The organism is Pseudomonas sp. TJI-51 (assembly GCF_000190455.2).
Classification (GTDB): Bacteria; Pseudomonadota; Gammaproteobacteria; order Pseudomonadales; family Pseudomonadaceae; genus Aquipseudomonas; species Aquipseudomonas juntendi.
This window is the reverse complement of the sequence record NZ_AEWE02000026.1, coordinates 12,719-39,531: the sequence shown is the minus strand read 5'-3', so window position 1 is coordinate 39,531 and position 26,813 is coordinate 12,719. Positions and strand designations below refer to the sequence as shown.

The window sequence follows — 26,813 nt, the reverse complement described above, 5'->3', positions numbered from 1 at the left end:
AAATGCAAGCTCCTGTAGGAGCGGCCTTGTGTCGCGATGGGCTGCCCAGCAGCCCCGGCAACCTCAAGCCAGGCTCGGGTCGATCACCATCACCAACTTGCCCGACACCTGGTTGGTCTCCAGCTCGGCATACGCCGCCTGGGCGAACTCCACAGGGTAGGTATCGACCAGTTGCGGCGACAGGCGCCCTTCGCTGAACAGCGGCCACACCTGCTGCTGCAACTCGCGCAGCAGCTCGGCCTTGAAGCTGTCATCACGGTTGCGCAGGGTAGAACCGGTGATCCCCAGGCGCTTGCCCAGTACCTGAGCCAAGTCCAGCTCGAACGTGCGGCCGCCCATCAGGCCGATGATCACCCAGCGCCCGTCACGGGCCAGCAGTTTGAGGTTGAGTTCACCATAGCTGGCCCCCACCGGGTCAAGAATCACGTCGAACGGGCCCAGCCCTTCCAGCGCGTCGAGGTTCTGGTTACGCACCACGCCACCTGCTGCGCCCAAGGCCTGGCAATAGGCCAGGCGGTCCGCCGAGCCGACGCTGACCCAGACCGGGCTGCCAAACGCCTTGCACAGCTGAATGGCTGCCGAGCCGACGCCGCTGGCACCGGCGTGCACCAGGACCTTCTCGCCCGCCTTCAGCGCACCAAGCTGGAAGATGTTCAGCCAGGCAGTGGCGTACACCTCCGGCAGTGCAGCGGCTTCATGCAGGCCAAGGCCTTCGGGCACCGGCAGTACGTGGCGGGCGTCGACCACCACTTCCTCGGCCATGGCACCGCTGGCCAGCAGCGCGCAGACCCGATCACCCACGCGCCAGGCTGCGCCAGCGCCCACTTCTTCGACCACCCCGGAGCACTCCAGCCCCATGTACGGGCTGGCACCTGGCGGCGGTGGGTACAAACCTTTCATCTGCAGCAAATCGGCGCGGTTCAACCCCGCCGCAGCCACGCGGATGCGCACTTGGCCCGCGTCACAGGTCGGGCGTTCGGCCTCGACCCAGGTCACATGTCCGTCAACGCCTTGCAATGCCTTCACAGTGCCTCCATAGTTGAATCATATGACCGAGCCTGGGATCGTTGTGCCCAGGCTTTTTGCAGTATGCGCCCGGCTCTTCTGGAACCGGCGAACGGAAAAGACGGCCTACTATGCGTGATCAATTGCCCCCACGTCGAATCAGCATGAAGCATTTCCTCCCAAGCACCGCCCTGGCCATGATGATCGGCCTGGGCAGCCTCGCGCTCGGCGGCAATGCAGCGGCCGCCAACAAATGGGACAGCCTGCAACCCGACCGCGACGAGATCGTCGCCAGCCTCAATGTGGTGGAGTTGCTCAAGCGCCACCATTACAGCAAGCCGCCACTGGATGACGCCCGTTCGGTCATCATCTATGACAGCTACATCAAGCTGCTGGACCCGGCGCGCAGCTACTTCACCGCGGCCGATATCGCCGAATTCGACAAGTGGAAAACGCAATTCGACGATTTCCTCAAAAGCGGCAACCTCGACCCGGGCTTCACCATCTACAAGCGCTACCTCGACCGCGTCAAGCAACGCCTGGACTTCGCCCTGGCCGAGCTGAACAAGGGCGTGGACAAAATGGACTTCACCACCAAGGAAACCTTGCTGATCGACCGCAAGGACGCGCCATGGCTGAAGGACCAGGCCGCGCTTGACGACCTGTGGCGCAAACGCGTGAAAGACGAAGTGCTGCGCCAGAAGATCGCCGGCAAAGAGCCCAAGCAGATCCAGGAAACCCTGACCAAGCGCTACAAGAACCAGCTCGCGCGCCTGGACCAGACCCGTGCCGAAGATATCTTCCAGGCCTACATCAACACCTTCGCCCAGTCCTACGACCCGCATACCAACTACCTGTCGCCTGACAACGCGGAAAACTTCGACATCAACATGAGCCTGTCGCTGGAAGGTATCGGCGCAGTGCTGCAAAGCGACAACGACCAGGTCAAGATCGTGCGCCTGGTGCCGGCCGGCCCGGCAGCCAAGACCAAGCAGGTGGCACCGGCAGACAAGATCATCGGTGTCGCCCAGGGCAACAAGGAAATGGTCGACGTGGTCGGCTGGCGCCTGGATGAAGTGGTCAAGCTGATCCGCGGCCCGAAAGGCTCGGTGGTGCGCCTGGAAGTCATCCCGGCCAGCAACGCACCGAGCGATCAGACCAGCAAGATCGTGTCGATCACCCGCGAAGCGGTGAAGCTGGAAGAGCAGGCGGCGAAGAAGTCTGTGCTCAAGCTCAAGCAGGACGGGCGTGACTACAAGCTGGGCATCATCGAGATCCCGGCCTTCTACCTGGACTTCAAGGCCTACCGCGCCGGCGACCCGGAGTACAAGAGCACCACGCGTGACGTGAAGAAACTGCTCACCGAGCTGCAGAAAGAAAAAGTCGACGGCGTGGTCATCGACCTGCGCAACAACGGCGGCGGCTCGTTGCAGGAAGCCACCGAACTGACCAGCCTGTTCATCGAGAAAGGCCCGACGGTGCTGGTGCGCAACAGCGATGGCCGGGTCGACGTGCTGGAAGACGAAAACCCCGGTGCCTTCTACAAAGGGCCGCTGGCGCTGCTGGTCAACCGCCTCTCGGCATCGGCCTCGGAGATTTTCGCCGGTGCCATGCAGGACTACCACCGCGCGTTGATCATTGGCGGCCAGACCTTCGGCAAGGGCACCGTGCAGACCATCCAGCCGCTCAACCATGGCGAGCTGAAGCTGACACTGGCGAAGTTCTACCGGGTATCCGGGCAGAGCACCCAGCATCAGGGCGTACTGCCGGACATCGACTACCCATCGATCATCGACACCAAGGAAATCGGCGAAAGCGCCCTGCCCGAGGCCATGCCGTGGGACACCATCCGCCCGGTGGTCAAGCCCGCTGCCGACCCGTTCAAACCGTTCCTGGCGCAGCTCAAGGCCCAGCATGAGGCACGTAGCGACAAGGATGCCGAGTTCACCTACATCCGCGACCGCCTGGCCCTGACCCAGAAGCTGATGAACGAAAAAACCGTCAGCCTCAACGAGCAGGACCGCCGTGCCCGCCACGACGAGATCGAGGCGAAACAACTGGCGCTGGAAAACACCCGCCGCAAGGCCAAGGGTGAAGAGCCACTCAAAGAGCTGAAGAAAGAGGACGAAGACGCGCTGCCGGCCGAGGATGAAAACACCAAGCCGGAAGACGACGCCTACCTGGCAGAAACCGGTCGCATCCTGATCGACTACCTCAGCGCCAGCAGCAAAGTGGCCAAGAAGTAAGGCCGCTGGCTGTCGCGACATAACAAGGGCCGGGCATGCAAATGCCCGGCCCTTTCATTTCGTGCCTGCCTGGATAAAACCCGGTGCAGCTGGCGATCAGGCGCTTTCGGGGTAGCTGTATTCGAACACCCGCACCACTTCGGAAGCATGCCACGACGCGGCCTCCATACCGTCGATCGGGCCGGAGAAGCGCCCCAGGCGCTCTACGCATTCGAAAAAGCCGGTACGCGGCAAGCGGCTGGCGCCCTGGCTGATGACCAACGAACTGCGCAGCGGTTGCTCGGCACGCGCGTCCAGCACCGCCAGGTATTCCAGCGCAGCGGTGAGTGTCTGCATGGCCGGGCTGGGCAATTGCAAGCGCTCGATCAGCGCTCTGTAAGTCAGCAAGTGACGTTGACGGCGGGCCAGGTCAAGCTCGCCCAGCAGGTTGTCCCAATGCTGACGGCTGATCCTGACCTGGCTCATGATGGCTCGCTCCAGCCTGCGACCCCCAGGTGCCAGGCCAGGGCACGGCGGATGGCGGCATCCGGGTGGCGTTCGCCTGATTCGATCATGGCTAGGTAGGCCGGGCTGACCCCAACATTGCGCGCCAGTTGCTCAGGCGCGATGCCCTTGGCCTGGCGGATCTGTGCAACTTCACTGAACGCCGGCAGCGCTGCAACGGCTGCGGCTGGAGCCGGCTCGCAGGCACCGGCCTCGGCAGGTGCCTGCCCTGCAGCCTGCAGCAGCGCCTGGTACTGCTCCCAGGGAACCACGGCGTACTCGGGCTGACCGTCGCGGCTGATGACCTGAATACCCATTACAAACCCCTTCAACAAGGATTACAGCATGCAATCCATACGGCCTATCTGGTGGAGCCGGCATAGGCGTTGCAATACAGCGCGGCAACCCTGCCCTCTCATCCAACCGGATGACAGCCAATAGCGAACAGCAATCGGGCTGCTCCCCTTCTGTTATATCTCATTGTAAGAGATTTCCAGCAGGCGTGCTTGAGAGCGGACATCGTCAGACGAGGTCGGCCCCCAATGAATGTCACCGCCAGTTTGCAATCGCTGAAGCACCCACAGAATCAGAGAACAAGTATCAAGATGGATCGTTGACTTCCCTGATCGGAGCGCCGATACATTGATTGAAGACGAGCTCCAAAGCCTGGTCATTGCCTTGAAAAGACTCGATATTCGCCGCTACCCACTGCTCCTGGCCAACCCGTCCCCAGGTAATCTCGAAACCAGCGTTCACGACTAGCCATTCAAACAGAACACGCTGAGCCCGACCATTACCTTCACGGAAGGGATGAGCGACATTCAATGTTCCATACGATTGAGCAACGGAAACCACGAGCGAATCACGAGAGTAGCCTTCAAACCAGCCCGCCCGCGCCATTCTGGAAAACTCTTTTGCTACCTCTGGCTCGATACGGTCCGGTACACAGAAGTGGCTATGGCCCTTGCTGATCTTTACGGATCGAGTTTCTCCAGCCCAACTGTAGATACTGGAAAACAGACAGCGGTGAATTCGTTTTAATGTACCTAGATCGTATGGAGGCTCTTCGAACTCCAGCTGCGATGCCGCTACCTGGGTGAGGTAACGCTCAGCTTCCGTCAGATCCTCTGCATTGCGCAGATTGAGAAGGTTCTTCAGGACGTCCGTGTCAGGGTAGCAATCAGGGTCTTGATAGACCCCATACTTGTCGACACTCAAGCCTTGAGTTGCCGCACGGCTTCGCGTGCAGCAGCACGGGCAGGCAACTTCGCTTTGCCGTCGTCTGGCGGCACGATAAAGCCTTCAAGGCGCAGGCTGTTTTCGAAATTCGCAGTGCGATGCTTGGCGAACCACGCTTTTTTGGCGTGCAGGCTTAGCTTGTCCATGGACGAGTCTCTAATGTCTGTAGGTGTCATTGTAGCCGACAGACTCCAAGCCAGGCCAGCTACCCAAAAGTTCGGTTTTACCGGGTATTGCGCTCCAGGCGCAGTGCTTCCGGTGTCGCAGGTAGCCGCTCGACCACGCGTAGCCGCTCGGGTGCCTGGCTGTCGCGCCAGGCCTTGAACCGGGCCAGCTCGTCGGCCACGGTTTTCAGTACCCAGCCCAGCACTGCGATGTCGTCGAGGAACCCGACGCCCAGCAACCAGTCGGGGATGGCGTCGATGGGGCTGACGAAATACAGCAGGCCAGCGACGATGGTCACCAGCGCCTTGGGGCTGATGGCGCGGTATTCGCCGCGCCACCATGCCAGGCACAGCGACTGCAGCAATTTCACGTCGTCACGCAACTGGCCAAGGCGTGGGCCTTTGCGCGCCACGGCGAACAGCAAGGCCGGCAACCGGCCGCGGCTGAGCAGGCGCTCGGCCAAGGGCAGGAAACGGGCGAAATTCCAGGGTGCGCTCATGGAACCTCCGAGAGGGAAAAGGTTATCCACATTTATTGTGGATAACCTTGTGAACAGGCCACAGTTTCTGACCCTGGGTGCCTGCCAGGCAAGGGCCCCGGTCAGATCGGGCGTTTTTTACACAGTCGTTACAGGCTGTTGCTACCAGCGCCGCGAGCGACTTGCGTCAGAAGCGTCCTACTTCTTCACGCTGCATTTCCTCGGACAGTATCAGCAGTGGCAGGTTCGTCCAAGCAGCTAAAACGAAAACGCCCCGTAAAGACGGGGCGTTTTCGGCAAACAGCCAGTATTACTTGGCAGGGGCTTCGGCAGGCGCTTCAGCGGGGGCTTCAGCGTCCGGCTCAGCGCCTTGCAGCTGGGCCGGGTCCTTGATGGCGATCAGTTCAAGATCGAACACCAGTACCGAGTTGGCCGGGATCAGCGGGCTTGGGCTTTGCGCACCGTAGGCCAGTTCAGCCGGGATGAACAGCTTGTACTTCTCGCCAACGTGCATCAGCTGCAGGCCTTCGACCCAACCCGGGATGACGCCGCTCACCGGCAGGTCGATGGGGCTGCCGCGCTCGACGGAGCTGTCGAAGACCTTGCCATCGATCAGCTTGCCTTCGTAGTGAACAGTCACCACGTCGGTCGGCTTGGGTTGCGGGCCGTCGGCTTTCTTGATCACTTCGTACTGCAGGCCCGAAGCGGTGGTGACGACACCCGGCTTCTTGGCGTTTTCCTCAAGGAACTTCTTGCCGGCAGAGGCGGCTTCTTCGCTGGCCTTGGCCAGGCGCTCTTCGGCACGTTTCTGCAGCGAGGTGAAGGCCTCTACCAGCTCTTCATCCTTGATACGCTGTTCTTTCTTGCCAACGGCGTCCTCGATACCGAGGGCGACTGCTTTGGAATCAAGGTCTTCCATGCCTTCCTGAGCCAGGCTCTTGCCCATGTTCAGGCCGATTCCGTAGGAGGCTTTCTGCGCCGGGGTCTTCAGCTCGGGGCTGCTGGCCTGTTGATCACAGCCAGCCAGTACCAGGCCAACCAGGGCAACCGCAGCCGCCAAACGATGCTGTTTCATGTCATTTCCTTGTTCATGCGCCATAAGGGCAATCAGGGTAGAAGCCGCGAGCTTATCAGGCGTCCCCAACCCATGGCTACCGGCATAAGAGCCAACAAACAGGGAATAGTTCCACAGCCTCGCGCACGGCAGAAAAGCCTTGCGGCTGCCGGTTCCACCTCAAGGCGCTGAGCGCCCTGCTGACAGCGCTGGCTCAGGGGTAAACGCCCTCGCGGTACTGCCCGGCCACTTCGCGCAGCACCTCACACACCCACTGCCCCGGCAGGCTTTGCGGCAGGGCCGCATTGCGACAGATGCCCACCGAGCCACCGGGTTCACGCACACCCAGGTCAAGCTCGACCAACTCGCCACGGCGCAGGTCAAGCAGTACGGCATCGCGCGGCGCCACCCACACGCCGTCACTGCTCAGCAGGTAGCGCCGGCTCAACGCCAGGGACAGCGTTTCCAGGCGCTGCGCCGGCATCTGGATGCCGCATTGCACGAACAGGCTGTCGGCATGCTGGCGGATGGTGGTACCCGCAGGCGGCAAGACCAAGGGGTAACGCCCTACCTGGCCGCGCTCCACGGGGGTGCGGGCCAGCAGTGGGTGACCCGGGCGTACCACCAGGCTCATCGACTCGCTGTACAGGTGCTCGAACGACAAACCCTGGATTTGCGGGCTGTCGGTCATGCGCCCGACCACCAGCTCCAGTTCCCCCAGGTGCAGTTGGCCAAGCAGCTGTGCGCTGACCCCGGTCACCACCCGGATCACCAGCGCTTCATGACGCTGATGCAGGCGGCAAAGCACTTCGGGCATGAGCAGGCCCTCGACCGTGGACAGCACGCCGATGCGGACCTGCGACGGCGCCCGTGCCTCGCCGCGCAGGCTGCTGACGCCATCGCGCAGGGCTTGCACGCTGGGCCCGGCATAGCGCATGAAGCGCGTACCGGCCGGCGTCAGCTCGACCCCTTGGCGGCTGCGCGCGAACAGCCGGGTTTCCAGCAGGTCTTCGAGCTCCTTGAGGGTCTTGGAGATCGCCGGCTGACTGATGGCGAGCACGTTGGCGGCCCTGGCCAGGCTGCCCTGCCGGGCAATCTCCAGAAAGCACAGCAGGTGGCGGTACTTGATGCGGGTGTCGAGGTTCATGCCGGCAAGCTTACCGCATCGCCACCTGCGGCGTATCCGGGTCGCGCTGCTGGCGGCGGAACTGCCCGGGTGGCAGGCCGTGGATCTGGCGGAAACGTCGGGAAAAGTAGGCTTCGTCGGCAAAGCCGCACAGCCGTGCCACCTCGCCCACCGGGCGGCTGCCGTTGAGCAGGTAGTTGCGTGCGGCGTGCATGCGCCGCTCCAGCACCAGCTCACTGAAGGTCTTGCCGATTTCCTTGCGCAGCCAGTGGGTCAAGTAGGTGGGCGACAGGTAGGTGGCGGCGGCGACCTTCTGCAGGTTGAGGTCGGGGTCGTCGATATGCCTGCGCAGGTATTCGCTCATGCGGCCCAGCGCAGCGCGGCGGCTGAGCTGTGCGGCATTGCTCTCGGCCAGTTCGCGCAGCGGCTCGGCATACAGGCCACAGACCTGGCCGATCAGTTGCAGCAACAGGCCCTTGAGGATTTCGCGGGTGCCGAAGCGGCGGTTGGCATCCAGTACACGCATGCGGTCGAGGACTTGGCGTAACTCGGCAAAGTCGGCCTCGTCCAGGCAAAAGTCGAGGTGCTCCTGAAAGCGGAAGGGGGACAGCTCTGGCGCCTGCAGGATCGACACCTCTTCCAGGTCCATCGGGTCACAGGCCAAGTGCGGCAGCAGGAAGGTCTGGGAGAAGTTGATCACCACGAAGTCACTGTTGGCCGGGTGCGGGATCACATGCACCCGGTGCGGCAGGATGAAAGCCAGGGTGTTGCGCCTGAAGGGGCGCTGCACGCTACCGATGTGTTGCACGGTGTCGCCGCCCAGGTTGACCTGGATCTGGAAGTACTCGTGGCGATGTGGCGCTGTCTCGGCGGGGCGGCCGCGCTGGTCGCGGATGTAGAAGTCCATCAGCTCGCTGCGCTGCTGCATGACGTAGGTCGGGACCTCGCGCTTTGGGGGCATTGGGCTTACTCCAGGTTCCAGAATGGCGCTGCCTGTTCCGGCCTCTTCGCGGGCTCGCCCGCTCCCACAGCATCATCACCGGGCTTGGGGCTGCGCTGCACCTGTGGGAGCGGGCGAGCCCGCGAAGAGGCCGGAACAGGCAATGCAAGTTGTACGATGTCCAAACTCATCAAATTAAACCTGTCTGCAAAAACCTGCGCAACCCTGAGCGCCCACAGCCCGCTAGAAATGCGACATCCAGCAGAAAAACGGTCCAAAACCCCGCCTCCCGATTTTTTTGGACAGTTCAGCCTTCCCCCGCCTCCTGTGAAAAAAACGATCTAAAACCGCCGTTGCATTCAAGACGTTGTACGACCACCTTAGTAAAGGGACTGCAGCCCAACCTCTACCAACAACAACAAACGAGGTCGACTCATGTCGAGCACGCCTACCCCCCGCGCCGCGTCGTCGTACGCGCTGGACGCCGCCCCTGCCCAGCGCCTGCCCACCCGCCGGCGCTGGTTCATGCTGTCGCTGCTGCTGGTGGCGACCATCATCAACTACGTCGACCGGGTGAACATTTCCATCGCCGCGCCGTTCATGGCCAAGGACCTTGGCCTGGACAAGGTCGAGATGGGCCTGATTTTCTCCGCCTTCGCCTGGACCTACGCCCTGGCCTTGGTGCCGGCAGGCTTCATCGCCGACCGCTTCGGCTCGCGCCTGACCTACGGCGTGTCTCTGATCAGCTGGTCGGCAGTGACCGTGGCCCAGGGCCTGGCCAGTGGCTTTGCCTCGCTGTTCGGCCTGCGCCTGGCGGTCGGTGCCATGGAGGCCCCGGCCTTCCCGGCCAACAGCCGCGCCGTCACCGTGTGGTTCCCCGCCCGCGAGCGCGGCATGGCCAGCAGCATCTACGTATGCGGCCAGTACCTGGGCACGGCGCTGTTCACTGGCGCCCTGCTGTGGCTGGCGACCACCTACGACTGGCGCCATGTGTTCTACAGCACGGGCCTGGTCGGCATCGTGTTTGGCGTGGTGTGGCTGTTCCTGTACCGCGACCCGTTGAATTGCAAGAAGGTCAGCAAGGAAGAACTGGCCTACATAGAGAACGGCGGCGGCTTGGTCAAAAGCAGCCAGCAACGCACCCGTTTTGACTGGCGCCAGGTCGCCGAGCTGTTCCGCTACCGCCAGGTGTGGGCGATCTGCCTGGGCAAGTTCGCCAGCACCTCGGCACTCTATTTCTTCCTGACCTGGTTCCCGACCTACCTGATCGAAGAGCGCCAGCTGACCTTGATCAAGGTCGGCATTTTCGCGGTCATGCCGTTCATTGGCGCTACGGTTGGCATCCTGCTGGCGGGCATCGTCTCCGACCTGCTGATCCGCAAGGGGTACTCGCTGTCGTTCGCCCGCAAGCTGCCGCTGGTGGTGGGCTCGATGCTGGGCATGTCGATCGTGCTGGTGAACTTCACCGATTCCAACGTGCTGTGCATCGCCGTCCTGACCCTGGCGTTCTTTGCCCAGGGTATCGCTTCGTCGTCATGGGCGGCGGTGTCGGAAGTGGCGCCCAAGGAGCTGATCGGCTTGACCGGCGGGATTACCAGCCTGGCCGCGAACATTGGCGGCATCGTTACGCCCATCGTGATTGGCGCGATCGTGCAGGCCAGCGGTTCATTCGCCATGGCGTTCTGGTTCATTGGCGCGGTGGCGTTGATGGGGACGCTTTCGTATTCGCTGCTGCTGGGGAAGCTGTACCGCATCGAGCTCAAGACTGCAGCTTGAGATTCCCACGGCCTGTGCTGGCCTCATCGCTGGCAAGCCAGCTCCCACAAGGCCTGCGCAGTTGCCTGGACCTGTGGGCCGGCTTGCCGGCGATAGGGCCGGTACAGGTTGCCTGGATAGTCCAACCCAACCCCGCTTTCGTCCAACTTTAGCGGCCAGCCCGTGACATACGCTGGCCACCCCAGCAAGGAGGATTGACCCATGACTTACCTGTTCAAGCCGCCGGCCATCGTCAGCCTGCCGATCCGCGGCAGCGATGTGCGCTTTCCGGTCGGCCGGGTGTTCTGCCTGGGCCGCAACTACCCATGGCCGGAAACCTACGGGCCGGCGCCACAGGAGCCGGTGTTCTTCATGAAACCAGCGAGCAATGTGGTCGAGGCAGCGGGCGAGCTGCCTTTCCCGCCGCAGACCGACGAGTTTTGCCACGAAATCGAGCTGGTCGCAGCCATCGCCAAGGGCGGTGCCGACATCGCCCCGGAGCATGCCCTGGAACACGTGTTCGGCTTTGCCGCCGGCCTGGACATGACCCGGCGCGATCACCAGCGCAAGGCCAAGGCCGAGGGCCTCCCCTGGGAGGCGGCCAAAGTGTTCGAGGCCTCGGCCCCCATGACTGCCATCGTCCCCGCCAGCGAGTGCGCCTGGCCGCTGAATGCGACGCTGTGGCTGCAGGTCAATGGCCAGGAGCGCCAGCGTGCCCACCTCAGCCAGCAGACCTGGACGTTGGCCGAAGTCATCAGTCGGCTGTCCCGCCAGCTGCCGCTCCGCCCGGGCGACCTGATCATGACCGGCAGCCCGCCCGGGGTGGCGGCGCTGAACCCAGGCGACACCCTCCACGCCGGCATCGACGGTATCGGCGAACTGCACTTGCACGTCGGCCCCAGCCCTGCCGGGCAAGCCGCCAACGCTGCCTGATTCCCCTGGAGTGACGAAATGAAGCAGAACAGGAAAATCGCTCTGGTCACCGGCGCCGGCAGCGGCATCGGCCGCGCCGTCGCCCTCGCCCTGCTGGAGGATGGCTTCAGCCTGGTCCTCGCCGGGCGCCGTCTCGAACCGCTGCAAGCGGTCGTCGAACAGGCGCAGGCTGCGGGCGGTGAAGCCATGGCGGTAGCCACTGACGTGCGTGATGAACAGAGCGTCGCGCAGCTGTTTGCCACCGTCGAGGAGGTACATGGCCGCCTCGACGTGATCTTCAACAATGCCGGCATCAATGCCCCGGCCGTACCGGTCGACGAGCTGCCGCTGGAAAACTGGCGCAACGTCATCGCTACCAACGTCGATGGGGTGTTCCTGTGTGCCCGCGCGGCCTTCGGCCTGATGCGCCGCCAGCAGCCGCAAGGCGGGCGGATCATCAACAACGGCTCGATATCGGCGCATACCCCGCGCCCGTTCACCGCGCCCTACACCGCCAGCAAGCATGCGGTGCTGGGCCTGACCAAGGCACTGGCGCTGGACGGCCGGCCTTACAACATCGTCTGCAGCCAGGTGGACATTGGCAACGCCCTGACCGAGCTGTCCGAGCGCATGACCCGTGGTGTGCGCCAGGCCAATGGCGAGATCGCCGCCGAGCCAATGCTAAACGTGCGCCACGTGGCCGACGCGGTGCGCTACATCGCTGCGCTGCCGCTGGACGCCAACGTACTGAACATGACCGTGATGGCCAGCAACATGCCATTCGTTGGCCGTGGCTGAACCTTGCTTTCGATGAACCCTGTTCCTGATGGAGTGACCGATGAAACCCGAAGTCCTGCAACTTAGCCCGATCCTCATCCCGCAGATCCGTGAGCGCCTTGAACAGTTGTTCACCGTACACCGCTACTACGAACAGGCCGACAAGCACGCCTACGTCAGCCAGCATGCCGACAATATCCGCGGCGTGATCACCGGTGGCCACACGGGTATCAGCCAGGCACTGATGGCGCGCCTGCCCAACCTGGAAGTGATCGCGGTCAATGGTGTCGGCACCGACGCGGTCGACCTGGCCTACGCCCGCGACCGCGGCATCCAGGTGACAGCGACCATCGGTGCCCTCACCGAGGACGTTGCCGACCTCGCCATCGGCCTGCTGATCGGTGTGTGCCGGGGCATCTGCACCGGTGACCGTTTCGTGCGCGCCGGCCATTGGGCCACCAGTGCCACGCCGCTGGCACCGTTGCCACTGGCCCGTCAGGTGTCGGGCATGCGCGTGGGCATTGTCGGCATGGGCCGGGTCGGCCGCGCGGTGGCGCAGCGGGCAGCCGCGTTCGGTTGCCCGATTCGCTACACCGACTTGCAGGCGCTGGATGTGCCATACGGCTTCGAGGCCGCCCTGCTGCAGTTGGCCAAGCAGAGCGACGCACTGATCCTTGCAGCGGCGGCCGACAAGGGTGAGGCGCTGATCGATCGCGACGTGCTGCGGGCCTTGGGCAGCGAGGGTTATCTGATCAACATCGCGCGCGGCAAGCTGGTGGACGAACCGGCCTTGATCGCGGCATTACAGGCTGGCGAGATCGCCGGCGCGGCGCTGGATGTGTTTGCCGATGAACCGCGAGCGCCCGAGGCGTTGTTCGAGCGTGAGGACGTGGTACTGCAGCCGCACCGGGCCAGTGCCACCGTGCAGACCCGCACGCGCATGGGCGAGATGGTGGTGGCCAGCCTGGTGGATGTGTTTGCTGGTCGCACGCCGCAGGGGCTGGTGTTCTGAGGCACGTGTGCCGGCCTCTTTGCGGGCTCGCCCGCTCCCACAGAGTCATCGCAGGGCTTGAGGGCTGCGCTGTACCTGTAGGAGCGGGCAAGCCCGCGAAAGGGCCGGCACTGGCAATACACGAGAATCAGGCCACACCCAGTTCCACCGCGTCACCCTTCAACCGCACCGGCCACACCCGCAAGCGCTGCCCGCTGTCCTCCAGGCATTCCCCGGTGTGCAGGCTGAAATGCTGCTTGTACAAAGGCGCCGCCACCACCAGCTCACCCTGCACGCTCCCCACCAAGCCGCGGCCGATGATGTTGGCCCCGGAGCGTGGGTCGCGGTTGTCCACCGCGTACAGCGCTTGGGCTTGGCCAGGCAGATAGAACAGCGCCACCTGGGCACCGTCGAGCCACACCACCACACCGGAGTCGGCCACCAGGTCTTGCGCCCGGCACACGGCCTGCCAGTTCTCGCGTTTGTTCACAGCAGCATTGGACAGCATCATCAGACAGCCTCCTCGACAGTGGGGATCAGGTGCAGCGGCGCGGCAGGCCGGCGTTGTTCGCGTTCACGCACGAAGTGCACGTCCGGGTCGGCGCGCTGGTCGTTGACAAAGGTCCGGAAGCGCTTGAGCTTCTCAGGGTCGTTCAGGGCGTTGGCCCATTCGCACTGATACTGGTCGACCACATGCTGCATCTGCGCTTCCAGTTCGCTGGCCAGGCCCAGGCTGTCGTCGATGACCACCTGTTTCAGGTAGTCCAGCCCGCCCTCGAGGTTTTCACGCCACACCGAAGTGCGCTGCAGCTTGTCGGCGGTGCGGATATAGAACATCAGCACGCGGTCGATCAGGCGTACCAGGGTTTCGTCGTCCAGGTCGGTGGCAAACAGTTCGGCATGCCGCGGGCGCATGCCGCCGTTACCGCACACGTACAGGTTCCAGCCCTTGTCGGTGGCGATCACGCCAATGTCCTTGCTCTGGGCCTCGGCACATTCGCGGGTGCAGCCAGACACGGCAAATTTGAGCTTGTGCGGGCTGCGCAGGCCCTTGTAGCGGTCTTCCAGGCGCAGGGCCATGGCCACGCTGTCCTGCACGCCGTAGCGGCACCAGGTACTGCCCACGCACGACTTCACCGTGCGGGTCGATTTGCCGTAGGCATGGCCTGTTTCGAAACCGGCCTCGATCAACTCCCCCCAGATGAGCGGCAATTCGTGCAGCTGGGCGCCGAACAGGTCGATGCGCTGGCCGCCGGTGATCTTGGTGTACAGGTCGTACTTCTTGGCCACCTGGCCAATCACGATGAGTTTGTCCGGGGTGATTTCACCCCCCGGAATACGCGGCACCACTGAGTAGGTGCCGTTTTTCTGCATATTGGCCATGAAGGTGTCGTTGGTATCCTGCAGCGGCACCAGCGCCGGGTCCATGATCGGCTGGTTCCAGCAGGAGGCAAGGATGTTGCCCACCGCCGGCTTGCAGATGTCACAGCCGGTGTGGCCCTTGCCGTGACGGGCGAGCAGTTCGCTGAAGGTGCGGATGCCCTCCACCCGCACCATGGCGTAGAGTTCTTGCCGGGTGTAGGCGAAGTGCTCGCACAGGCTTTTGTCCACCGCTACACCGCGGGCCGTCAGTTCATGCTCGAAGACTTGCTTGAGCAAGGCCGCGCAGCCGCCACAGCCGGTTGTCGCCTTGGTGCAGCCCTTGACCGCAGCCAGGTCGCTGCAGCCGCTGTCGACGGCGGCACAGACTGCACCCTTGCTGACGTTATGGCAGGAGCAGATGGTGGCGCTGTCGGGCAAGGCGTCGGCCCCCAGCGCTGGTGCTGCGCCGCCTTGCGGCAGGATCAGCGCGGCAGGGTCGGCCGGCAGGGCAATACCATTCTGGGCATACTGCAGCAAGGTGTCGTAATAGCTGTTGTCGCCAACCAGTACCGCACCCAGCACATGCTTGCCGCTGGCATCCACCACCAGCCGCCGGTAGGCGCTGTTGGCTTCGTCGATGAAGCGGTAGCTGCGTGCACCGGGCGTAGCACCGTGGGCATCACCGATCGAACCGACGTCCACCCCCAGCAGCTTGAGCTTGGTCGACATGTCGGCACCGCTGAACGGCACCGGTGCCTCGCCGCAGAGCAATGCCGCCAGGTTGCGCGCCATGCTGTAGCCGGGCGCGACCAGGCCGAACACGCTGCCGTTCCACGATGCACATTCACCGATGGCGAAGATGCGCGGGTCACTGCTGCGGCAGTGCTCGTCGATCACTACCCCGCCGCGTGGGGCGATGTCCAGGCCGCAGGCACGGCCAAGGGCATCTTGTGGGCGAATGCCAGCGGAGAACACGATCAGGTCGGTTTCCAGGTATTGGCCACCGTCGAAGTTCATGCGGTAACGGTAGGCGTCGCCCTGGCTGATCGACTGGGTGGCACGCGACAGGTGCACCCCCACGCCCAGCGCTTCGATCTGTGCCTTGAGCGCTGCGCCGCCCTCGCCATCCAGCTGCACCGGCATCAGCCGTGGCGCGAACTCCACCACGTGGGCTTCCAGGCCGAGCGACTTGAGGGCGTTGGCTGCTTCCAGCCCCAGCAGGCCACCCCCCACCACCACACCACGGCGGGCGCTGGCGGCGGCAGCGCGAATGCCATCGAGGTCGTCGAGGGTACGGTAGACCAGGCGGGCATCACCGCTGGAGCCCTCGATCGGCGGCACAAAGGGGTAGGAACCGGTCGCCAGGACCAGTTGGTCGTAGCCGTAGCGGCCTTGAGCGGTAACCACCTCGCCCCGCTCGCGATCGATCTGCAGGACCGCTTCGCCAAGGTGCAGGTACACGCCGCTGGCGGCGTAGAAGTCGTGCTCGCACAGGGCCAGGGTTTCGGCACAGCTACCGCCAAAGTACTCGGACAGGTGCACTCGGTCGTAGGCGCGCTGGCGCTCCTCGCCGAACACCCGTACCTCGAACTGCTGCAGGGCGCCGCGGCTGACCAGTTGTTCGACACAGTGGTGGCCGACCATGCCGTTGCCGACGATGACCAGTCGCTCTCGTTGCCCGCTGCTCGCTGTTGCCTTCATAAGCCGATCCTCGATCAAAAAAAAAGCGCCTGGAGCCGAAGCTCCAGGCGCCTTTGCCTGTATTCATCACGGTAGGGGGCCCGGTTGATCGCCGTTGATCAGTGGGCTTTGTTGTTACATGGGCTAAGCAGGGAGTGTGCCAAGCCCGTTGCCGGGGGTGGACACGTTACGCGCAAACCCGCGCCTGCACGGGCCTGCACAGCGTTCCAGGCCTTTGCAGCAGCGGGCTCGCTCGCCCGCCACCCGGCACCGGCTGCGCACATTCACAGTGCACTGCAGCCCATCGCGGTGCACATCAGTACACGTCACGCCGGTAGCGCCGGGCCTGGTTCAGGCCGTCGACGTAGGCATCAGCCGCCGCCGCATCCATGCCGCCATGCTCGGCGACAATCGCCCGCAAGGCCGCGTCCACATCCCTGGCCATGCGCTGGGCATCACCGCAGACATAGAAGTACGCCCCGGCCTGCAACCATTGCCACAGCTGCGCACCGTGCTCGAGCATGCGCGTCTGCACGTAGATCTTTTGCGCCTGGTCACGCGAGAACGCCGTGTCCAGCCGCAGGTGCCCCGTGGCTTGCCAGGCCTGCAATTGCGCCTGGTAATAAAAGTCGCTTGCAGCGTGCTGCTCGCCGAAGAACAGCCAGTTCGGCCCGCTGGCGCCGCGCGCTTCACGCTCTTCAAGGAACGCCCGAAACGGCGCAATGCCAGTGCCAGGGCCGACCATGATCAACGGCACACCATCGTCCTCAGGCAGGTGGAAGTGCTTCGACACCTGCGGGAAAATCGCCACCTTCAACGCCTGTGCCCGGTCGGCCAGGAAGCTGGAGCACACACCGTTGCGATCACCGTAGCGCACCGTGGAAACGGTCAGGTGCACCTGTTGCGGGTGCGCCAGTGGGCTGGAACTGATCGAGTACAGCCGTGGCTGCAACGGCTTGAGCAACGCGAGCCAACTGGCCAGTGGCAGTTGCTGCGGGAAGGCGCGCAACACATCGACCAGTTGCCGGCCCCACAACCACGCTTGCAGTTCGGCCTTGCACTCGGGCTGCAGCAGGCGCTGCAGGTCGGGGGCATTAGCGGCGAACACCTGCAGTTGCTGTGGGGTGACCTTGGCGATTTCCAGGTGTGCCTGCAGGGCTTCGGCCAGCGGCATGGCGGGCTGGCCCTTCAATTCCACCAGCGCCTGGCCGTCGAGTTGCATCAGCGCCAGCAGTTCTGCGACCAGCGCCGGACAATTGCGTGGCCATACTCCCAGGGCGTCGCCGGCGGCGTAGGTGAAACCGCTGCCACTGAGGTCGAAGACCAACTGGCGGGTTTCCTTGCTGGCACCGGGGCCGTTGAGCAGGCGGTTTTCCAGCAGGGTGGCCGCCCAGGGCTGCTGCTTGGTGTAAGCCGCCACGGGTGCCGCTGCGCCGGCCGGCTGTGCCGCGGCGGTGCTGCCCAGGCTTGGCAGCAGCGCCTCCAGCCAGCCGGCAAACGCTTCGTCGAAGTCGGGCTCGCACTCCACCCGTTGCAGCAGGCGCCGGCCGCCCAGCTCGGCCAGCCGCTGGTCCAGCTTGCGGCCAAAACCACAGAACTGCTCATAACTGGAGTCGCCCAAGGCCAGCACGGCATACGGCAGCTCAGCACAGTGGCCGCCCTCCTCACCCTGCAACGCCTGCCAGAAGTTCGCGGCACTGTCGGGGGCCTCGCCATCACCGAACGTGCTGGTAATGAACACCACGCTGGCAGCGCCGCGCAGCTGGCTGGGGCGGGTCGCCTGCATGCAACTGAGCTGCACCTGCAGGCCTGCGCCGCGCAGGCGTTCGGCGCAGCGCTCGGCCAGCAGTTCGCAGTTGCCGGTCTGCGAAGCCCATACCACCTGGTGCAGCGGCTGGGCTGGCGCCGCGGCCGGTGCCTGGGCCGGGGTCGCGAACAGCCCGGCCAGCAAGCCGTCAACGAACATACGCCGGCTGGCCGGCAGCGGCGCACTGGCCGGCAGGCTGGGCACAGCGTCGGCGCGCGCCTGGGCCAGCCCCAGCAGAAAACCTTGCAGATAGTGGCGCTCGTCTTCGGCCAGCACCGGGGCCGGCAAGGTGTCCAGGCCTAACAGGCGGGACAAGGTGGCGGTCGGCATGCTGGCAGGCTCGGCAACGGAGGTGTGCAGTTCAAGGGCCTCGATACGCTCGCCGGCAACCCGCTGCAGGGCCACGGCGCAGTGCTTGAATGCGGGCTGCAACGACAGAGGGTCGAGCGCATCGCAGGTCACGGCATTGATGGCCAGCTGCTCACCGACCAGGTCGTTCCAGTGAAACGGCGCAAAGCAGTTGCCCGGCATGACCCGGTCGCTGATACGCGCCGGGAGCACGGCCTGGCCACGCCGCGAGCGAACGGCCACCTGGTCTTTCTCGGCAATGCCCAAACGGGCGGCATCTTCCGGGTGGATTTCAACGAACGGGCCGGGCTCCAGCTTGTTCAGCGCCGGTACCTTGCCGGTCTTGGTCAGGGTATGCCAGTGGTGCTGCACGCGGCCGGTGTTGAGCACCAGGGGGTAGGCGTCATCCGGCAACTCAGCGGCGGGCAACCAGGGCCGGGCGAAGAAGCGAGCCTTGCCACTGGCCGTGGGGAAGGCGATAGCCGGCCGCTGCCCTTGGTCATCGAGCAGCAGCGCCTGGCTGCTGCCATCGTTCAGGTAACGCAGCGGGCTGCGGTGCTGCTCGCGCCCCGGGGCGCTGGGCCACTGCCGGGGTTGCTGACGCAGGTCGGCATAGCTGATGCCACGCAGGTCATAGCCGGTGGCCGGGTTGTGAAAGCGGCGAATTTCCTCATACACCGCCTCGGCGTTCGGGTAATCGAAGGCCTCGCCATAGCCCATCGCGCAGGCCACACGGGCGATGATCTGCCAGTCCGGCAGACTTTGCCCGGGCGGCTCGACAGCGCGGGGCATCAGGGTCAGGTTGCGTTCGCTGTTGATCATCACGCCCTCGCCTTCGGCCCACAGCGCAGCAGGCAGCAGGATATCGGCGTAACGGTTGGTTTCGGTGTCGAGGAAGGCGTCCTGGGCGATCACCAGGTCGGCTGGCGCAAGCCGTCGAGCACCTGCTGGCGGTTGGCGACACTGGCAACCGGGTTGCTGCAGATGATCCAGCAGGCTTTCACCTCGCCGGCCTTGAGTTGCTCGAACAGGGCCACCGTTCCCTCGCCGGCTTCGCTGCGCAGGCTACCGGGTGGCAGTTGCCACTGCTGTTCGACGAAGGCACGGTCGGCCGCCACCAGCGCCGAGCGCTGGCCGGGCAAGCCGGGCCCCATGTAGCCCATTTCGCGGCCGCCCATGGCATTGGGCTGGCCGGTCAACGAGAACGGCCCGCTGCCAGGGCGGCAAATGGCACCGGTGGCCAGGTGCAGGTTGCAGATGGCATTGCTGTGCCAAGTGCCATGAATGCTCTGGTTCAGCCCCATGGTCCAGCAGCTCATCCAGTTGCCGGCGCTGCCGATCCATTGCGCGGCCTTGACGATGTCGGCCTCGGCCAGCCCGGTGATGGCGGCCACCCGTTCGGGGCTGTAGTCATCGAGCAAGGCGGGCATGTCGTCCCAGCCTTCGGTATGGCGGGCGATGAAGTCCGGTTGGGTGTGGCCATTGCGATGCAGCAGGTGCAGCAGGCCATTGAGCAAGGCCATGTCGCTGCCGGGGCGCAGCTGCAAGAACAGGTCGGCCTTGTCGGCCGTGGCGCTGCGCCGGGGATCGACGACGATCAGTTTGGCCCCCGCCTTGACCCGGTCGAGCAGGCGCAGGAACAGGATCGGGTGGCAGTCAGCCATGTTCGAACCGATCACCAGAAACACATCGGCGTGCTCGAAATCCTCGTAGCTGCCAGGCGGGCCGTCGGCGCCTAGCGACAGCTTGTAGCCGCTGCCGGCACTGGCCATGCACAAGCGCGAATTGGACTCGATGTGGCGGGTGCGAATGAAACCCTTGGCCAGCTTGTTGGCCAGGTACTGGGCCTCCAGCGACATCTGCCCGGACACGTAGAGCGCTACGGCGTCTGGCCCATGCTGGTCGATGATGCCACGCAGGCGCTTAGCACTCTCGGCAATTGCCTGGTCCATGTTGGCGCGCACTGGCGGCTGGTTGCGTTGCTGGCGCAGGTAGGCGTCCTCCATGCGCCCGGCCGCCGTCAGCGGCAAGTGGGCGGTAAGGCCCTTGGTGCACAGCCGGCCGTAGTTGCTGGGGTGCTGCTTGTCGCCGCTGATCTTGCCGACCTTGCCATCGGCAACGCTCATGACGATGCCGCAACCAACCCCGCAATACGGGCATACGCTGCGCACTTCGTTATTGACCATGGGCGGGCTCCTGTGGAAACGCAAAAAGGCGCCGGCTGCCCCGGCCTGCAGCAGCAAGCGGGGGCAACACGGCGCCTTTGTCGTGAGAATGTGCGGGCTGTCGACGTTGATGGCCCGGGATGGGAGGTAGCCAGCAATTAGTGGGCCAGCTGGAGCAGACGCTTCTACCACGCCCGCGCTCTGGCGTACCATGCGCACCCTGCGCACCATGCGGTGGCAACTTCACACCCGCTGGCGCTATGCTGGGGCAAATTCCAGCATGAGCAACCGCCCTTTCCCCATGCCCCAGGTGATCCTCAAGACCCCCGCCCAACTCGAGCTGATGCGCCGGGCCGGCCAGTTGCTGGCCCAGGTATTCGCTGACCTCGACAACTTCATCCGCCCCGGCGTGACCACCCTGCAAATCAACGACCGCGCCGAAGCCTACATTGTCGAAACGCTCAAGGCCCGGCCTGCGAGCAAGGGCCAGTACGGGTTCCCCTACTCGCTCAATACGTCGGTTGACCATGTGGTGTGCCATGGCATGCCCAAAGCCGACGAGGTGCTTGAGGAAGGCTCGATCGTCAACGTCGACATTACCCTGGAACAGGGCGGCTACATCGCCGACGCCTCGAAGATGTACTGCATTGGCACCATCAGTGACGAGGCCCGCCGCCTGGTCGACACCACCTATGCAGCGCTGTGGAAAGGCATCGAGCAGGTGCGCCCTGGGGCCACGCTGGGTGACATCGGCCACGCCGTGCAGGCCCATGCCGAGGCCGCGGGCTACAGCGTGGTGCGCGAATACTGTGGGCATGGTATCGGCCAGCAGATGCATGAAGCACCGGAGGTGTTGCACGTGGGCCAGCGCGGCATGGGCATGAAGCTCAAGCCAGGCATGGTTTTCACCATCGAACCGATGATCAACCAAGGTGGGCGCGGCACGCGCGAACTGAAAGATGGCTGGACGGTGGTTACCCGCGACCACAGCTTGTCGGCGCAGTGGGAGCACACGGTGGCGGTGACGGACGACGGTTTCGAAGTGCTGACGTTGCGTGAAGAAGAACGCTGGGGCTGAAACTGAAGCGCTCTGCGGGCTCTTGAAGCATACAGGCACAAAAAAAGCGACCCTAGGGTCGCTTTCTTTGTAACTTCCGGGTGTTCAGTGGGCCCTGGAAGTTGAATATGGCGCAGCGGACGGGACTCGAACCCGCGACCCCCGGCGTGACAGGCCGGTATTCTAACCGACTGAACTACCGCTGCGCTATACATCGAGTGGTGGGTGATGACGGGATCGAACCGCCGACCCTCTGCTTGTAAGGCAGATGCTCTCCCGGCTGAGCTAATCACCCATGTCTCTCGGTGTGGCGCGCATTCTACGGGCGACTTTTCGCTCTGGCAAGCCCTTATCGAAGTTTTTGCGCATTTAAATCAGGCACAGAATTTCAGGCAAAAAAAAAAGCGACCCTAAGGTCGCTTTCTTTGTAACTTCCGGGTGTTCAGTGGGCCCTGGAAGTTGAATATGGCGCAGCGGACGGGACTCGAACCCGCGACCCCCGGCGTGACAGGCCGGTATTCTAACCGACTGAACTACCGCTGCGCTATACATCGAGTGGTGGGTGATGACGGGATCGAACCGCCGACCCTCTGCTTGTAAGGCAGATGCTCTCCCGGCTGAGCTAATCACCCATGTCTCTCGGTGTGGCGCGCATTCTACGTACGCCCCTGCACCCTGGCAAGCACTTTTTAAACTTTCTTCAAAAAAAACCTCAGGCCTTTCAAAGACCTAGCGTTGCCAGGCGTTTTCTTGCGCCATTAACCACTGCTGGCCCTCTGACAGGGTTGGCCTGGGAGCACTGCTCGGAGAATAATGCCCGCCTTATGCATTAATGAGAGATTGCCCCGCATGTGGTTCAAGAACCTGCTGACCTACCGCCTGACCCAGGAAGTACCGTTCGAGCCTGAAGCGCTGGAGGCCGCCCTGGCCAGCAAGCCGGCCCGCGCCTGTGCCAGCCAGGAGCTGTCCACCTATGGTTTCATCGCACCGTTCGGCAAAGGCGAAGACGCGCCCTTGGTGCATGTCAGCGGCGAGTACCTGCTGATTGCCGCACGCAAGGAAGAACGCATCCTGCCAAGCAGCGTGGTCAATGACGCCGTGAAGGAAAAGGTCGAAGAGATCGAGACCGAGCAGATGCGCAAGGTCTACAAGAAGGAACGCGACCAGATCAAGGATGAGATCATCCAGGCCTTCCTGCCGCGCGCGTTCATCCGCCGCTCGATGATCTTCGCTGCCATTGCTCCGCGTCAGGGTGTGATCCTGGTCAACTCGGCCAGCGCCAAGCGTGCCGAAGACCTGCTGTCGACCCTGCGTGAAGTGATGGGCTCGCTGCCAGTGCGCCCAGCCACGGTAAAAATCGCACCGGTTGCTACCATGACCGACTGGGTCAAGTCGCAACAGGCTGCTGAAGGCTTCTACGTGCTGGACGAGTGCGAACTGCGCGACACCGCCGAAGACGGTGGCATCGTGCGCTGCAAACGCCAGGACCTGACCGGCGAAGAAATCCAGCTGCACCTGAGCACCGGCAAGGTGGTTACCCAACTGGCCCTGGCCTGGCAGGACAAGCTGTCGTTCATCCTCGACGACAAGATGGTCATCAAGCGCCTGAAGTTCGAAGAGCTGCTGCAGGAGCAGGCCGAACAGGACGGTGGCGATGAGGCGGCCCAGCAGTTCGACGCCAGCTTCCAGCTGATGATGATGACCTTTGCCGAATTCTTGCCGGTACTGTTCGAGGCCCTGGGTGGCGAGGAGATTCCGCAGGGGGTCTGAAAGCAGTAGCGAAAGGCAAGTGGCAAGTGGCAAGTGGCAAGTGGCAAGTGGCAAGTGGCAAGTGGCAAGTGGCAAGTGAAAGTACTACGGTGCCGCATCGAACACGGCACCCCTGCTTTGGATTTTTCTTGCAGCTTGCAGCTTGCGTCTCGCGTCTTGCCCTGAAACCTGCAGGTGTGCACTATAGTGCTCACTGTGAGGACGACCTCACGACGCACCGCGTGATCATTACGGGGACGGCCCCATCATTCACCACGATGGAGAAGCACCATGTCCTGGATCATCCTGTTCTTCGCCGGCCTGTTCGAGGTCGGCTGGGCCGTAGGCCTCAAATACACCGACGGCTTCAGCAAGCCACTGCCCACCGTACTCACCGTCGCCGCCATGGCTATCAGCCTCGGCCTTCTGGGCCTGGCCATGAAGGAGTTGCCGCTGGGCACTGCCTACGCCATCTGGACCGGGGTGGGTGCCGTGGGCACGGTAATCGCCGGCATTATCCTGTTCGGCGAATCCATGGCCCTGGTACGCCTGGTTAGCGTGGCGCTGATCATCACCGGCCTGGTCGGCCTGAAGGTCAGCGCCAGCTGATCCTCTCCCCTAGCGCAGGTTGCCGCGCAAGCGGCTGACCTGCTCTCGCAAGGCTTCTGGCTGCGCCGCCTCCACCGGGATGGCGGCACCGGCCACGATGGTCACCCGCGACCACAACCGCTTGAAGAAGCCTTTGCGTGGGTCGCGGCTGAAGAAACTGCCCCACAAGCCCTGCAAGGCCAGCGGAATCACCGGCACCGGGGTTTCTTCGAGGATGCGCTTGACGCCCCCCTTGAACACATCGATTTCACCATCACCGGTCAGTTTGCCCTCCGGGAAGATGCACACCAGTTCGCCGTCGGCCAGGTACGCGGCAATGCGCGCGAAGGCCCGCTCGTACGTGGCCTGGTCTTCATTGCGCCCGGCAATCGGGATGGCCCCTGCGGTACGGAAAACAAAGTTGAGCACCGGCAGGTTGTAGATCTTGTAGTACATGACAAAGCGGATCGGCCGGCGGATCGCCCCACCCAACAGCAGCGCGTCGACGAACGAGACATGGTTGCACACCAGCAACGCCGCACCCTGGTCGGGAATGCGCTGCAGGTCACGGTGCTGCACGCGGTACATCGAATGGCTGAGCAGCCAGATCAAGAAGCGCATGGTGAACTCGGGCACGATCCTGAAAATGTAGGCGTTGACCGCGATATTGAGCAGCGACACCACCAGGAACAGCTGGGGGATGCTCAGCTTGGCCAGGCCCAGCAGGAGGATGGTGAGCAGTGCCGACACCACCATGAACAGGGCATTTAGGATGTTGTTGGCCGCGATTACCCGGGCGCGCTGGTCTTCGCCGGTGCGGGCCTGGATCAAGGCATACAGCGGCACGATATAGAAGCCGCCGAACACCCCCAGGCCAATGATCGACAGCAGGATCCACCAGGCCTGGCTCATGCCCAGCAGCGCCAGCCAGTCATGCGGCGCAGCGGCCGCTGGCACATCGCCAGAGTGCCACCACCACAGCAGCCCGAACAAGGTCAGGCCGAACGAGCCGAATGGCACCAGGCCGATTTCCACCTTGCGCCCGCTGAGCCGTTCGCACAGCAGCGAGCCCAGCGCGATGCCCACCGAGAACAGCGTCAGCACCAGCGTTACCACGGTGCCGTCACCGTGCAGCCAGTCCTTGGCGTAGGCCGGAATCTGCGTAAGGTAGATGGCACCGACAAACCAGAACCACGAGTTGCCGACGATCGAGCGCGACACTGCCGGCGGCTGGCCCAGGCCCATGCGCAGGATCACCCACGATTGCTTGAAGATATTCCAGTCCAGCGGCATGTTCGGCGAGGCCGCGGCTGCCCGCGGGATCCAGCGGCTGGCCAGGTAGCCCAGCACCGCAGTGCCGACCACCCCCCCGGCCACCACGGTGGCGTAGCTGTCGGCCGACATCATCACCCCGGCGCCGATGGTGCCAGCCAGGATGGCAAGGAAGGTGCCGGTTTCGACCAGCCCGTTGCCACCGACCAGCTCTTCTTCACGCAGGGCCTGGGGCAGGATGGAATACTTCACCGGGCCGAACAGCGCCGAATGCGTGCCCATGCCGAACAGCGCCACCAGCATCAGCGCCAGGTGGTTGGTGATGAAGCCCAGGGCGCCGACCGCCATGATCGCGATCTCGGCCAGCTTGATGGCGCGGATCAGCGCGTCCTTGGCAAACTTTTCGCCAAACTGCCCACCTAACGCCGAAAACAGGAAAAACGGCAGAATGAACAGCAAGGCACACAGGTTGACCCAGATCGACCGGTCACCCTCGCCCAGGCTGAGCTTGAACAGGATCGCCAGGATCAGCGACTGCTTGAACAGGTTGTCGTTGAAGGCACCCAGCGACTGAGTGATGAAAAACGGCAGGAAGCGCCGCTTGCCGAGCAAGGTGAATTGCGAGGAATGACTCATCGTCCTTGGTCCTGATGGCTTTTCAATTGGAGGCGCGCCGGGCGCACCAGGCCACAAATCTGCATGGGAAATGCAGCGGCTGGCAAGCGCAGGGTCAGAACCCGCCACCCTCAGCGGGTCGATCGCGCCCGGCAGGCGCTCATTCGAAACCGAACAAAGCCCGCGCGGTATCCACCAGCAGGGCCTGGCGCAGCTGGGCCGAGCAACCCAAGGCCTCGAACTGCTGCACTGCAGTGGCAAAGCTGATCGTCGACTCATGCTGGGTATGCGGCCAATCACTGCCCCACATCAAGCGCTCGGCGCCGTAATGCGCTTCCAGCGCGCACAGTGCCGAGCGCGCGAAGGCCAGATTCTCGTCCGGCGCCCCCGCCAACCGGTAGATCCCCGACACCTTCACCCAAACCTTGCCCTGCCCGCCCAGGGTCAACAGTTCGGCGAACCCGGGCTGACCCAGCCCACGGCGGGCATCGGGGCGGCCGAAATGGTCGATGACGATGTTCAGGCCATAGGGCTGCAGCGCGCGGACCAGTGCCGGTATGTCCGCCACCTGCCGGTGCAGTTCCAGGTGCCAGCCTTGTTCGCCAATGCGTTCGAGCAGCGGTCGCCAGCGGCCACTGGCCAGGTCCGGCAGGGTCTGACCCATCAGGTTCAGGCGCACACCACGCACGCCTGACCGGGCCATGTCGGCAAGGGTGTGTGGCTCGACATCGGGCGCCAGCATCACCACCCCGCGCAGTTGCTGCGGCACAGCCTGCAGGGCGCTGAGCAGGTAGCGGTTGTCGGTGCCGAGGAAACTCGGCTGCACCAGCACGCCATGGCTGAAACCATGGGCCAGCAGCTGGCCCAGGTAGTCGCCCAGCGGCGCATCGTAATCAGGGGCATAGCGCCGCTCACTGGCCAGCGCCAGCCCACGGCTGAAAACGTGGGCGTGGCTGTCGATCGCGCTCAGGTGTAAAGGAGGTACGTCGGGCATGGCTC

21 protein-coding genes, 4 tRNA genes and 1 pseudogene are annotated in these 26,813 nt (G+C 63.9%); 8 read left to right on the top strand and 18 right to left on the bottom strand.

From position 1 onward, the window contains the following. Nucleotides 1-63: 63 nt before the first annotated feature. Complete coding sequence (locus G1E_RS06470) at nt 64-1,026, bottom strand: NAD(P)H-quinone oxidoreductase (protein ID WP_009686243.1); 963 nt, start codon at nt 1,024-1,026, stop codon at nt 64-66. A 143-nt stretch (nt 1,027-1,169) separates the two neighbouring features. Here G1E_RS06470 and G1E_RS06465 point away from each other — a divergent pair, with 143 nt between their 5' ends. Beyond that, nucleotides 1,170-3,251 carry a carboxy terminal-processing peptidase gene (locus G1E_RS06465; protein ID WP_165944151.1) on the top strand — a complete coding sequence of 694 codons (2,082 nt, stop codon included), beginning with the start codon at nt 1,170-1,172 and terminating at the stop codon, nt 3,249-3,251. Nucleotides 3,252-3,347: 96 nt separating this feature from the next. On the opposite strand, the gene G1E_RS06460 is transcribed toward G1E_RS06465, so the two are convergent. The 8 genes from G1E_RS06460 to G1E_RS06430 all read right to left on the bottom strand — a co-directional run bounded on the left by G1E_RS06460 (nt 3,348) and on the right by G1E_RS06430 (nt 8,757). Further along, complete coding sequence (locus tag G1E_RS06460; RefSeq protein WP_009686241.1) at nt 3,348-3,716, bottom strand: hypothetical protein; 369 nt, start codon at nt 3,714-3,716, stop codon at nt 3,348-3,350. After that, nucleotides 3,713-4,051, bottom strand: coding sequence for a helix-turn-helix transcriptional regulator (locus G1E_RS06455; protein ID WP_047149705.1), 339 nt, complete (start codon nt 4,049-4,051; stop codon nt 3,713-3,715). The genes G1E_RS06460 and G1E_RS06455 overlap by 4 nt, the downstream gene beginning before the upstream one ends. 283 nt (nt 4,052-4,334) lie before the next feature. Then, a complete protein-coding gene (locus G1E_RS06450; protein ID WP_009686238.1) occupies nt 4,335-4,952 on the bottom strand; it encodes a Fic family protein in 618 nt (205 codons plus the stop codon). Beyond that, nucleotides 4,949-5,119 (bottom strand): YhfG family protein, encoded by a 171-nt coding sequence (locus G1E_RS27360; RefSeq protein ID WP_009686237.1) that lies wholly within the window; start codon nt 5,117-5,119, stop codon nt 4,949-4,951. Before G1E_RS27360 ends, G1E_RS06450 begins: the two co-directional genes overlap by 4 nt. 77 nt (nt 5,120-5,196) lie before the next feature. Next, entirely contained in the window at nt 5,197-5,637 is a 441-nt protein-coding gene (locus G1E_RS06445) for a YkvA family protein (RefSeq protein ID WP_009686236.1), read from the bottom strand. Nucleotides 5,638-5,926: 289 nt separating this feature from the next. Then, on the bottom strand, nt 5,927-6,691 hold the full coding sequence (locus G1E_RS06440) for an FKBP-type peptidyl-prolyl cis-trans isomerase (protein WP_009686235.1): 765 nt from the start codon (nt 6,689-6,691) through the stop codon (nt 5,927-5,929). A 193-nt stretch (nt 6,692-6,884) separates the two neighbouring features. Beyond that, nucleotides 6,885-7,817, bottom strand: a complete 933-nt coding sequence (gene pcaQ, locus G1E_RS06435; RefSeq protein WP_009686234.1) for a pca operon transcription factor PcaQ — start codon at nt 7,815-7,817, stop codon at nt 6,885-6,887. Nucleotides 7,818-7,827: 10 nt separating this feature from the next. Then, on the bottom strand, nt 7,828-8,757 hold the full coding sequence (locus tag G1E_RS06430) for an AraC family transcriptional regulator (protein ID WP_009686233.1): 930 nt from the start codon (nt 8,755-8,757) through the stop codon (nt 7,828-7,830). Between the two features lie 414 nt (nt 8,758-9,171). Here G1E_RS06430 and G1E_RS06425 point away from each other — a divergent pair, with 414 nt between their 5' ends. The 4 genes from G1E_RS06425 (at nt 9,172) to G1E_RS06410 (ending at nt 13,192) form a co-directional block, all read left to right on the top strand. Then, nucleotides 9,172-10,512 (top strand): MFS transporter, encoded by a 1,341-nt coding sequence (locus tag G1E_RS06425; protein ID WP_009686232.1) that lies wholly within the window; start codon nt 9,172-9,174, stop codon nt 10,510-10,512. A gap of 201 nt (nt 10,513-10,713) precedes the next feature. Beyond that, complete coding sequence (locus G1E_RS06420; RefSeq protein ID WP_047149704.1) at nt 10,714-11,424, top strand: fumarylacetoacetate hydrolase family protein; 711 nt, start codon at nt 10,714-10,716, stop codon at nt 11,422-11,424. Between the two features lie 18 nt (nt 11,425-11,442). Further along, entirely contained in the window at nt 11,443-12,201 is a 759-nt protein-coding gene (locus tag G1E_RS06415; protein ID WP_029885869.1) for an SDR family oxidoreductase, read from the top strand. A gap of 40 nt (nt 12,202-12,241) precedes the next feature. Continuing rightward, nucleotides 12,242-13,192: a 2-hydroxyacid dehydrogenase gene (locus G1E_RS06410; protein WP_009686227.1), complete on the top strand. Its 951-nt coding sequence runs from the start codon at nt 12,242-12,244 to the stop codon at nt 13,190-13,192. Nucleotides 13,193-13,319: 127 nt separating this feature from the next. Here G1E_RS06410 and nirD read toward each other — a convergent pair whose 3' ends face one another. From nirD to G1E_RS06395, 3 genes and pseudogenes are all read right to left on the bottom strand, one after another. Continuing rightward, nucleotides 13,320-13,682, bottom strand: coding sequence for a nitrite reductase small subunit NirD (gene nirD / locus G1E_RS06405; RefSeq protein WP_009686226.1), 363 nt, complete (start codon nt 13,680-13,682; stop codon nt 13,320-13,322). Next, nucleotides 13,682-16,234: a nitrite reductase large subunit NirB gene (gene nirB, locus G1E_RS06400; RefSeq protein ID WP_047149703.1), complete on the bottom strand. Its 2,553-nt coding sequence runs from the start codon at nt 16,232-16,234 to the stop codon at nt 13,682-13,684. The genes nirD and nirB overlap by 1 nt, the downstream gene beginning before the upstream one ends. Before the next feature lie 295 nt (nt 16,235-16,529). Then, nucleotides 16,530-20,554: pseudogene (locus tag G1E_RS06395) on the bottom strand (molybdopterin-dependent oxidoreductase). A gap of 208 nt (nt 20,555-20,762) precedes the next feature. Here G1E_RS06395 and map point away from each other — a divergent pair. Continuing rightward, nucleotides 20,763-21,611, top strand: a complete 849-nt coding sequence (gene map, locus G1E_RS06390) for a type I methionyl aminopeptidase (RefSeq protein ID WP_033691076.1) — start codon at nt 20,763-20,765, stop codon at nt 21,609-21,611. Nucleotides 21,612-21,719: 108 nt separating this feature from the next. Here the strand turns inward: map and G1E_RS06385 are convergent. The 4 genes from G1E_RS06385 to G1E_RS06370 all read right to left on the bottom strand — a co-directional run bounded on the left by G1E_RS06385 (nt 21,720) and on the right by G1E_RS06370 (nt 22,222). Beyond that, nucleotides 21,720-21,796 (bottom strand) — tRNA-Asp (locus G1E_RS06385). Nucleotides 21,797-21,809: 13 nt separating this feature from the next. Continuing rightward, nucleotides 21,810-21,885 (bottom strand) — tRNA-Val (locus tag G1E_RS06380). A gap of 171 nt (nt 21,886-22,056) precedes the next feature. Further along, a tRNA-Asp gene (locus G1E_RS06375) sits at nt 22,057-22,133 on the bottom strand. 13 nt (nt 22,134-22,146) lie between these two features. Next, a tRNA-Val gene (locus G1E_RS06370) sits at nt 22,147-22,222 on the bottom strand. A 217-nt stretch (nt 22,223-22,439) separates the two neighbouring features. Between G1E_RS06370 and rdgC the strand changes: the two genes are divergently transcribed. Further along, nucleotides 22,440-23,360 carry a recombination-associated protein RdgC gene (rdgC, locus tag G1E_RS06365; RefSeq protein WP_009686222.1) on the top strand — a complete coding sequence of 307 codons (921 nt, stop codon included), beginning with the start codon at nt 22,440-22,442 and terminating at the stop codon, nt 23,358-23,360. Nucleotides 23,361-23,630: 270 nt separating this feature from the next. Beyond that, entirely contained in the window at nt 23,631-23,948 is a 318-nt protein-coding gene (gene sugE, locus G1E_RS06360; protein ID WP_009686221.1) for a quaternary ammonium compound efflux SMR transporter SugE, read from the top strand. 9 nt (nt 23,949-23,957) lie between these two features. Here the strand turns inward: sugE and G1E_RS06355 are convergent, their stop codons facing one another. After that, nucleotides 23,958-25,835 carry an MFS transporter gene (locus G1E_RS06355; protein ID WP_009686220.1) on the bottom strand — a complete coding sequence of 626 codons (1,878 nt, stop codon included), beginning with the start codon at nt 25,833-25,835 and terminating at the stop codon, nt 23,958-23,960. A 139-nt stretch (nt 25,836-25,974) separates the two neighbouring features. Further along, entirely contained in the window at nt 25,975-26,808 is an 834-nt protein-coding gene (locus G1E_RS06350) for an amidohydrolase (RefSeq protein ID WP_009686219.1), read from the bottom strand. Nucleotides 26,809-26,813: the final 5 nt, after the last annotated feature.

Bases quoted from the DNA above. Each gene is read 5' to 3' on its own strand.
- nirB (WP_047149703.1), bottom strand. From the start codon at position 16,234: ATGAAGGCAACAGCGAGCAGCGGGCAACGAGAGCGACTGGTCATCGTC.
- G1E_RS06350 (WP_009686219.1), bottom strand. From the start codon at position 26,808: ATGCCCGACGTACCTCCTTTACACCTGAGCGCGATCGACAGCCACGCC.
- pcaQ (WP_009686234.1), bottom strand. From the start codon at position 7,817: ATGAACCTCGACACCCGCATCAAGTACCGCCACCTGCTGTGCTTTCTG.
- G1E_RS06420 (WP_047149704.1), top strand. From the start codon at position 10,714: ATGACTTACCTGTTCAAGCCGCCGGCCATCGTCAGCCTGCCGATCCGC.
- rdgC (WP_009686222.1), top strand. From the start codon at position 22,440: ATGTGGTTCAAGAACCTGCTGACCTACCGCCTGACCCAGGAAGTACCG.
- G1E_RS06440 (WP_009686235.1), bottom strand. From the start codon at position 6,691: ATGAAACAGCATCGTTTGGCGGCTGCGGTTGCCCTGGTTGGCCTGGTA.
- nirD (WP_009686226.1), bottom strand. From the start codon at position 13,682: ATGATGCTGTCCAATGCTGCTGTGAACAAACGCGAGAACTGGCAGGCC.
- G1E_RS06455 (WP_047149705.1), bottom strand. From the start codon at position 4,051: ATGGGTATTCAGGTCATCAGCCGCGACGGTCAGCCCGAGTACGCCGTG.
- G1E_RS06445 (WP_009686236.1), bottom strand. From the start codon at position 5,637: ATGAGCGCACCCTGGAATTTCGCCCGTTTCCTGCCCTTGGCCGAGCGC.
- G1E_RS06415 (WP_029885869.1), top strand. From the start codon at position 11,443: ATGAAGCAGAACAGGAAAATCGCTCTGGTCACCGGCGCCGGCAGCGGC.
- sugE (WP_009686221.1), top strand. From the start codon at position 23,631: ATGTCCTGGATCATCCTGTTCTTCGCCGGCCTGTTCGAGGTCGGCTGG.
- map (WP_033691076.1), top strand. From the start codon at position 20,763: ATGCGGTGGCAACTTCACACCCGCTGGCGCTATGCTGGGGCAAATTCC.
- G1E_RS27360 (WP_009686237.1), bottom strand. From the start codon at position 5,119: ATGGACAAGCTAAGCCTGCACGCCAAAAAAGCGTGGTTCGCCAAGCAT.
- G1E_RS06410 (WP_009686227.1), top strand. From the start codon at position 12,242: ATGAAACCCGAAGTCCTGCAACTTAGCCCGATCCTCATCCCGCAGATC.
- G1E_RS06430 (WP_009686233.1), bottom strand. From the start codon at position 8,757: ATGCCCCCAAAGCGCGAGGTCCCGACCTACGTCATGCAGCAGCGCAGC.
- G1E_RS06425 (WP_009686232.1), top strand. From the start codon at position 9,172: ATGTCGAGCACGCCTACCCCCCGCGCCGCGTCGTCGTACGCGCTGGAC.
- G1E_RS06460 (WP_009686241.1), bottom strand. From the start codon at position 3,716: ATGAGCCAGGTCAGGATCAGCCGTCAGCATTGGGACAACCTGCTGGGC.
- G1E_RS06465 (WP_165944151.1), top strand. From the start codon at position 1,170: ATGAAGCATTTCCTCCCAAGCACCGCCCTGGCCATGATGATCGGCCTG.
- G1E_RS06355 (WP_009686220.1), bottom strand. From the start codon at position 25,835: ATGAGTCATTCCTCGCAATTCACCTTGCTCGGCAAGCGGCGCTTCCTG.